Origin of the sequence: Roseibium denhamense (assembly GCF_009711415.1) — a bacterium.
Lineage (GTDB): Bacteria > Pseudomonadota > Alphaproteobacteria > Rhizobiales > Stappiaceae > Roseibium > Roseibium denhamense.
The window spans coordinates 1-9,264 of the sequence record NZ_SMLZ01000066.1 but is presented as its reverse complement, the minus strand read 5'-3'; the positions used below and the strand labels follow the sequence as shown (position 1 = coordinate 9,264).

Annotated in this window: 2 protein-coding genes and 1 pseudogene; 1 reads left to right on the top strand and 2 read right to left on the bottom strand. The window is 54.8% G+C overall.

Going from position 1 to position 9,264, the window contains the following annotated elements; genetic code table 11:
- Positions 1 to 8,270: tandem-95 repeat protein (locus E1180_RS00500; protein WP_155189129.1), on the top strand; the 8,270-nt coding region annotated here is incomplete at its 5' end.
- A 22-nt stretch (positions 8,271 to 8,292) separates the two neighbouring features.
- On the opposite strand, the gene E1180_RS22005 is transcribed toward E1180_RS00500, so the two are convergent.
- Positions 8,293 to 8,901 carry a transglutaminase-like cysteine peptidase gene (locus tag E1180_RS22005; RefSeq protein WP_280115205.1) on the bottom strand — a complete coding sequence of 203 codons (609 nt, stop codon included), beginning with the start codon at positions 8,899 to 8,901 and terminating at the stop codon, positions 8,293 to 8,295.
- A gap of 219 nt (positions 8,902 to 9,120) precedes the next feature.
- Positions 9,121 to 9,264, bottom strand: a pseudogene (locus E1180_RS22330) (HlyD family type I secretion periplasmic adaptor subunit); the annotation flags it as partial.

Genomic DNA, 9,264 nt, shown 5'->3' with positions numbered 1-9,264 from the left:
GCGAAAACGATGCACCCGAGGCGGAAGACGACACGGCGCCAGGGTTGGTAACCGAGGATGAGACCGCCACAATCGACGTAGACACACTGCTGGTCAACGACTCCGATGTTGATGGTCGCGAACTGACGGTTTCGGCAGTCGACACCACGAGCGATCTCGGGGCGATAATCACACTGATCGACACTGACAGCGACGGCAGTTATGACGGGATTTCATACGATCCGACGGCTTCCGGCGCGCTTCAGGCGCTTGGCAACAGCGAAACGGCGACCGACACCTTCAGCTACACGGTCTCGGACGGAACCGGCGGCACGGATACTGCTTATGTCACATTAACCGTTGAGGGCGTGAACGACGCGCCAGAGGCTGAAGACGACAATGTTGGCGATTTCGTTACGCTGACAGCATCGAAAATGACATCCGGAGATGCAGACATTTTTGATCGTTTTGGCGTCTCAGTCGGGTTGTCGGCGGATGGAACGACGCTGGTTGTTGGAGCCGGAGACGAAGATGACAATGGGTCGGGTGCCGGCGCCGCCTATGTTTTTGATGGTAACGGCAATGAGCGGCTCAAGCTGCTTGCCGAGGACGGTACTTCAAGCGACAGTTTTGGTGATGCTATCGCTGTTTCAGCAGACGGAACACGGATTGTTGTCGGTGCACCAGTCGCCGACAACTCTTCAGTGGACGATGGGAGTTTTGATAGCGGGTTTGGGGCCGGCGCTGTTTACGTTTTCGATGAAAATGGCATCCAACTTTTGAAGCTGACGCCTGAGAACCCGGCGACGCGGGACTATTTCGGCAAGTCCGTGGCGGTGTCCTCCGACGGCTCGATCATCGTGGTCGGAGCACCAGATGACGATGACAATGGACGTGATTCCGGCGCGGTTCACATTTTCAATAGCGACGGAACCGAACTGCGCAAACTCACACCCGAAGATGGCGCGGCATTAGACAATTTCGGCGATACGGTCGGCATCTCGGCTGATGGATTGACCATCATTGTGGGTGCAGAATTTGATGACGATAAAGGAAACTCGTCCGGTTCCGTTTATGTATTTGACGCCGAGACCGGTGAGCAGACAGCCAAACTGACAGCGGATGACGGATCTAACGTTGACTTTTTTAGTTCATCGATCGCAATTTCCGACGATGGCGGCATTATTGCGGTCGGTGCCGACGGTGCGGATCCAGACGATCAGACCAACGCAGGTGCGGCCTACCTCTTTGATGCGACGGGCACCCAACTTGCAAAGCTGGTTGCAGACGATGCGGAGGATGGCGCGTTTTTCGGAATAACCATTGCGGTTTCTGGAGATGGTTCCACCATTGCTGTCAGCTCAAGTGACAGCAACAATGAGACCGGGAAGGTCTATGTTTTTGACGCCCAAGGCAACCAAATCGCCAAATTTACCCCGCCCGATAACGTCGATAAAACGGACTTTGGCATCTCATTATCCGTTTCAGAAGACGGTTCGGTTATCGCGGTCGGTGCTTCCGACGACGATGATGCAGGCACAGGAGCCGGAGCCGTATACACATTCATCCGGAATGCAGAAGGCGAATACGTCGGATTTGACGGCACCGTTTATAATGCAGGCGGGGCGACCGATGACACCGCCGGTACAGAACTGACGGCCGGCAATTTGAGCGAAGACGAGGTCGCGATCATCGAAACAGCCGACCTTCTAGACAATGACACTGATGTTGAGGGCGATGTTCTGAGCGTCACGGAAATTGACACTGCAAGCGCGCACGGGGCCGAGGTCGCGCTTGTTGATACTGATGGTGACGGTGTTTTCGACGAGGTGACGTACGATCCAACGGCCGTTAACCGCTTTCAGGAACTGAGCTCAGGTGAAACACTGGACGATAGCTTCAGCTACACGGTCTCGGACGGCAACGGCGGCATGGATACGGCGACCGTTACTGTGACGGTTGAAGGCGTTAACGACGCACCAGTGGCGACAAACGACACGATCCGTAGCAACGACACGCTGACTGCATCGAAACTACAGGCGAGTGATGCCAGCTCAAATGCCATTTTCGGGAGAGCTGTCTCGGTTTCTTCTGAAGCTGGGTACTCGGTCGTAGGTGCCTGGAACAACGACGGCCGTGGCAATGCCTATCTCTTTGACAGCGATGGAAACCAGATCGCGATACTGGACGGCGCTGAGGGCGACGATGGAGACGAATTTGGCTGGTCTGTCGCAGTGGCATCTGACGCCGGGACAATTGCAGTTGGTGCGCCAAGCCACGACACACCCTCGATTTATGACCCTTTCGCCGACAGCAATCGAAATGCCGGTGGAGTCTACCTGTTCGATGACAACGGCGAGCAGACACGATACATCACGGCAAATGAGCGTGACGTAGAAGACGACGAGTTTGGCAGTAGCGTTGCGATATCCGACGATGGAAACACGATTGTCGTCGGCGCTGTTGGTGATGCCGACAAAGGCGAGTACGCGGGCGCAGTCTTCCTGTTTAACGGGAACGGCCGCCAACTTCGCAAAATCGTGCCAAGCGACGGCTCCGCTGGCGACAGCTTTGGTAGTTCGGTTGCCGTCTCATCCGATGGATCCACAATCGTTGTGAGTGCAGAAGACTACAACGATGCCAATACCAGCGGCACGGGGACAGCTTATATCTACAGCAGGGATGGCAACCAGATCGCACAGCTGACAGCGCCTGAGAGCGATGAATTCGGATCCTCTATCGCAATTTCCGGAGATGGATCGATCATTCTCGTCGGAGCCCAGGCGGACGCTGATAACGAGTCTGATGCCGGTGCTGTCTATGTCTTCGACAGTTCAGGTGTGCAACTTGAAAAACTTACAGCTCCAGACAGCGAGAGTGGTGACAAATTCGGCAGCGCCGTGGCGGCTTCTTCGGACGGATCGATCCTTGCGCTTAGCGCTGTCGGCGATGACAGCAAAGGGGCCGTACTCGTCTACTCGGCCGATGATGACGGAAACTACAGCCTCATTTCAAAGCTCACGGCCGGCGACGACGGTCGAGCAAACGACTTTTTCGGTGTCTCGGTCGACGTATCCGATGACGGCTCCATGATTATCGTCGGTGCAAGCGGAGATGACGACAATGGCGCGGCTTCCGGCTCCGCCTATACGTTTATCCGCAATACCGGTGGTGCCTATGTGGGCCAGGACGGATTTGTCTACGGTGTTGACGGCGTCACCGATGAGAGCGCATCTGCAACAACCGGCCATTTCTCCGAAGATGAAAGCATTATCATTACCGAGGAAGAGCTCGTCAGCAATGACACCGATATCGAAGGAGACGCACTCTACGTTTCGGGCTTGGCAACGTCCGAAAGCGATGCGGCCTCACAGAGCACCCAGTCTGTTTTGGGAGCCACCCTTACCTTAAGCGACAGCGATGGGGACGGAAGTTTTGAGATTTCCTACGATCCGACGTCGTCCAGCTCGCTGCAGGCGCTCGCCGGCGGCGAGACAGCTACTGACACATTCGCCTATGAGGTCTCGGACGGAAACGGCGGCACGGACGTTGCAACGGTCACGTTGACAATCGAGGGCGTCAACGATGTGCCGGATGCAAGTGACGATGAGGACGTTACCAGCTACGAATTGACTGCGGCGAAATTCACCGGCTCCGATATCGGCAAAGATGACCAGTTCGGCAGTGCAATCGCTGTGAGTGCAGATGGCACGCTTATGATCGTCGGTGCGCCTAATGCCGACGGCGTGGAAGCAAACTCAGGCGGGATTTTCCAATTCAACGGAAGCGGCGAGGAGATCGCCAGGTTGTTACCGGAGAATGGCTCAGGGGACGACTCATTCGGATCTTCAGCAGACATTTCCGGCGATGGGTCCACGGTTGTGGTCGGCGCGTGGGGAGATGATGACAAAGGCGCAGATGCAGGAGCCGTCTACGTTTTCGACGGGGACGGCAATGAGCTAAGCAAGCTCCTGCCCGATGACGATAATTCGGATAGTCACTATTTCGGCGCTTTCCTTGCTGTTTCTGATGACGGCGAAAGAATAGCCGTCAGCGCGATCGGCAACGACAACAATGGGCCTTCGACCGGTGCTGTTTTTGTCTTTAACCGAAATGGCGATGAGATCTTCACCCTGACGCCTGATAACGCCGGCGAGGACGATCACTTTGGTGGATCGGTGGCTGTGTCCGGTGATGGCTCCACCTTTCTGGTTGGATCAACTGATAGAGGTGTCATTTTAGAGTCTAGTGTTTATGTGTTCGACGAGAGTGGACAGCAGAGATTTGAGTTGTTTGCGGAAAACGGTGCTGACGGACTCAACTTCGGTGAGAGTCTCGGCATCTCCAGGGATGGTTCAGTCATCCTGATCGGATCACTATCCGATGATGAGGTCGGGACGGATGCCGGCGCGGTTTACGTATTCGACCAAGACGGGAACCAGGTCGATAAGCTGCTGCCAGATGCCGATGGAACAGACACTTACTTCGGCAGTTCTCTCGCCGTTTCAAGCGATGGGTCTGTAGTTGTTGTGGGAGCCTCCGGCAGCTCCCTTCAAGGCGACCAAACGGGATCGGTCTATGTTTTCGACAACGAAGGCAACAAAATAGCAAAGCTGGTAGCGCCGGATGGCGAGAGCGGCGACGCGTTTGGAACTTCGGTCGATGTGTCGGAAGACGGCAGCTTCGTAACGGTCTCCGCTCCTGGCGATGACGATGCCGCTGAGGACGCCGGCGCAGTCTATACTTTTATACGGAACAGTGAAGGGAACTACGTTGGTCCGGACGGAACAGTTTATGGTCCTGAAGGCGCGACGGCAGAGACCGCTGATACAAGCTTGACCGTTTACCTGTCCGAAGACGATAGCGCTACTATCTCTACGTCCGATCTTCTGGAGAACGACACCGATATTGATGGTGACAGTCTCAGCTTGACAGATGTTGATAGCGCGAGTGCAAACGGTGCGGAGCTTTTCCTCTTAGACAACGACAATGACGGCTTGATCGACGGTCTGTATTATGACCCTTCCAACGCGGCTGCCTTACAGGCGCTCGGCGCCGGAGAAACGCTGGAAGACACCTTCAGTTACACAGTGTCCGACGGCAACGGCGCCACGGATGTTGCTACGGTTACGTTAACAATCGAGGGTGTCAACGATGCGCCGGAAGCGGGCGACGACACCATCGCAAGTAGTCTGGTAGCAACCACTGCGGATGACAGTGTTTCAGACGACTTGACCACAGGCACTGGTACGCTTGGCGACGCGGCAACGGCCGGTAGTCTCCAGATCAACAACACGAACACAGCTGTGGCAAGTTCGATTCCAGTCACGGTTTTTTCAACCAGTCAAACCACTGGGCAGGTTGCAACAGCATTTGATGCTAATGGCGCGTCTGTTACAACAGCCATTGACCCAACGCTCTTCGCGGGAGCCGGATCCGACAGTGATATTGTCGCGGACGGAACTTCGAGCGCAGTCTTGGGCGAAACAACTAGCGACACCGTAGACGGTATTTCAACAAACGCAGCTTCCACCGACATTATTGGAGTGACCAACGCTCTGATAACTGAAGATGTGGTGACAACAATCGATATCGACAGTCTCCTTGACAACGATACGGACGCTGAGGGCGACACACTCGTGATAACCGGCGTCGCCGGCTCAGACAGTGATGCAGCCGCAACGACGGCAACTTCGGCCAACGGCGCAGTCCTCACTTTGATCGACGTCGACGATGACGGAGTTTACGACGAGATTGATTACGACCCGACCAGTTCGGACGCGCTTCAAGCGCTCAAAAGCGATGAAAGCCTAAATGACACGTTTGAATACCAGGTGTCTGATGGCAATGGCGGGACGGACACCGCAACGGTCACCGTAGCCGTTCAAGGCGTGAACGATGCACCGGACGCGGTGGACGACACCGCGGAAACCAACGAGGATGAAGCGGTCACGATCCAGGTGCTCGACAATGACACCGATGTGGACGGCGACGATCTTTCGATCAGCAGTTTTGAAGTGGTGAGTGGCGGCGGCTCTGTTTCGGAAAGCAATGGAGATCTCGTCTATGTGCCGGCTGACGATTATTCCGGCGAGGCGACGCTAAGCTACACAATGTCCGACAGCCACGGGGCAACGGATACTGCGACGGTTACGGTGACCGTCAATGCCGTCAATGACGCCCCGCAGATCGCGCTCGACGATACGGATATCAGCTATTCCGACACGTCCGGGAACGACAGTTTCAGTACCGCTTCCATAAGTTATTCGATTACGGATACCGAAGGCGCTTTCGACTATTTCACCATCAGCAATCCAAATGGCGAAATTCCTGGCAGCTTCAGCTACGATCCCTCCCGCAGCAGCGGGGCGCTTGTTTTTATACCAGATGACAGTGTTTTGGAGAGCCTGACGGCGGATCAGAGTTTTTCCTATGACGTAACTGCATACGACACCGAAGGCGCTTCAAGCACCGAAACCATAACAGTGAATGTTTCCGCTACAAATGACACCGCAACCATTGTCGGGAATACATCGGGTTCGGTAACTGAAAACACGTCCACCACCGTAACAGGCACGCTTTCGATCACCGATAGAGACGGGGCAACGTCCTCATCTGTGAAAACCACAAGCGGCAAGTATGGCGATTTACAGTATTCTTATGCAGACGGCGGCTGGACTTACACGCTCGACACCAGCTCCAATTCACATCATGACGATGTCGAAGCACTTGGTCCCGGCAGCACGCTAACCGAGACCTTCACCGTCAGCTCTCTAGACAACACAGCCTCCGAGACCGTTACGATCACGATCAATGGCAGCGACGATGCCGCCGATGTTAGTTATTCCGTCGGCGATCCGAGCGCGAGCATTGGTGTCCTGGCCGAAGACGGAAATCCAAGCAGCTGGACCGGATCAGTGAACGTGTCGGATATCGACCTTTCTGACGACGTGACAGCACGTATTAGCAATATTTCGGTGAGCAACGCGCAACATGACTTCGAATACGACGACTACTTCTCTGTGGAATGGGTTGGGTTTGAGAACGAGGCAACGAACCAAGCCTCGCTAAACTATACCGTTACAATCTTGAACGACAATTTTGCGGTGCAGCTGCTGGAAAGCGGCGAGAATGTCAATATCAATCTGGATGTGTCAACCCACGAGGGGTACGACGACACGATCACGTACCAGCTCGGAGGCACCGGAACCTGGACCTTTGCGACGAGTGGGCTGACCTCATATGAACGAATGCAGCCTTTCAGAGAGGGGAGCAGCCAGGAGTTTGCTCTTGCAGTCGATGACACCTGGACCAAGTCTCTCAACCTGTTCCTTAAAGGTCGTGCGGATTTCGACGACGACGATGAGGTCATCACCATTGAGGTGACCTATGACGTGTATGATGCAACGTCAGATACAATTACGCGCGACGTGACAACGACGCTGGAAATCAACCACGAGAGTATCTACCTAGATTCTTATGACAAGAATTCCGGAGGGAGTGACAACAAACACGACAAGTTCGAGATCGATATTAGCATTTCACCGACAAATTATGGTGCGTCACTGATTGGGAATGACACTGATCAGTCCCCGAGCGGCGACATATTCATGAACAATGTCAGCGTGAAAATCACCGCTTCCAATGAAATGGGAAATCCCAGCGGTGCAACAGAATACGCTGATTTCTCATATTCATACAGATACATTGTCGAGTCCGATCCGTTGGCGTTTGACTTGAACGGTGACGGAACCTACTTCGCCAAAACAGCCGATGACTTTGCCTTTGAAATCGACGGCGGAGTGGCACGCTCCTGGACCTCACCGGATGACGGTATTCTGGCAATGGACCTTGACGGATCGGGTGCAATCGAGAACGGATCAGAATTGTTCTCACTGAGCTTCGACGGTGGAGACTTCTCCTCCGGTCTGGAAGCGCTTGCCACGCTGGACAGCAATCAGGACGGCCTCATCAGCGCACTCGATGACCAGTTTGCCGAAATCAAGATGTGGGTGGATGCGGACAGCGACGGGCTGACCGATCTCGGCGAGCTGCTTGGGCTCTCCGACCACGGGATTGAGGAAATCAATCTCGCGGCTGAGGCCAGTCATGAAACGGTCGATGGCGTTTTGGTATCTGCTTACGGCACCGCGACAACGACGAGTGGCGAAACAGTCGAATTTGCCGAATTCGGCATGAACAACATGAATGTCGCAGTTCCCACGGCAACCTTGGTTGCCGACGGTGAGGCTGCTGTTGCTGAAGTGACGGCGGTCGCGCTAGCCGGCTAGGCTTTCGTGACGGTGCGTTGCGTTACAAGCGGGGTGGCAGCGAACGATTGGCGACGATGAGGCCGGATGCGGGTTGAAACACACCGTTCCGGATCGAGGCAACCGTCCGGTAGCCCGGATCCACCGATGCCGTCAGTCGCCGCTTGGTATTGTCGAATACCAGAGTGGTGCCGTCGGCCATCTGCAGCACAATCACGGCATGCCCGAGACCCGTGCGCCGGTTTTGCAACAGGTGGAGGGTCATGGCCTGCGCATCGAAGCCCGCCTGTAGCAACAGGGTGTACGTGGCAAATGTGATGTCTTCGCAATCGCCATATCCGCGTTCCAGGGTCTCAAGCGGTGCCGACCAAGTGTCTTGGCCCTCGCTGTCCGGGCGATAGGCGATCCGCCTATCGACCAGCCGTTTGACCAGAAGTGCCCGTTCCATTTTCGGCTGCAACTTCAATTTGGCAATCGCTGCAGAGAAGCGCTGGCCGGACGGAGATAGGCAGGATGTCCCATTGCATGCGCTCAGTAGCCTGACATCGTGTTCGATTTGCAGACTTAACGCGTGCCACTTGCGTGAAAGATTGTCTAGAGAGGGTTTCGGAAGACTAATTCCAGGCTGTTCCGTTCTGGCAAGGACCTGCATAAACGAAACACCGTCAGAAATTCTTGCCGCAGCAGCACTGGACGGGATGGACGGTTTCACGCTCGGTACTGGATATACCCGAGCAGTTTGCGCTTGAACGGAAGGAATTTGGAAAACGACACCTGGCGGTACGAAAGCCAGGCAACCGACTGCCAAGCTTTGCAAGCTTTTTCTAAAGAACTGTTTCATTGCCGCGCCCGTGGTTCGGCGCGGCGTGCACTATCGTTCGCGCAGTGCCTCTGATCGCGCCTTGTTTATCGGTTTAAGCAAGTAATCCAGAACCGTTTTCTTTCCCGTTAAGATATTCGTTGAGACAATCATCCCTGGAATTATTGGTAAATTATCTGTATCTTTTCCAAGGTT

What these genes read in the sequence shown, in the direction of transcription:
- E1180_RS22005 (WP_280115205.1), bottom strand. Translation starts at nt 8,901, where the DNA reads ATGCAGGTCCTTGCCAGAACGGAACAGCCTGGAATTAGTCTTCCGAAA.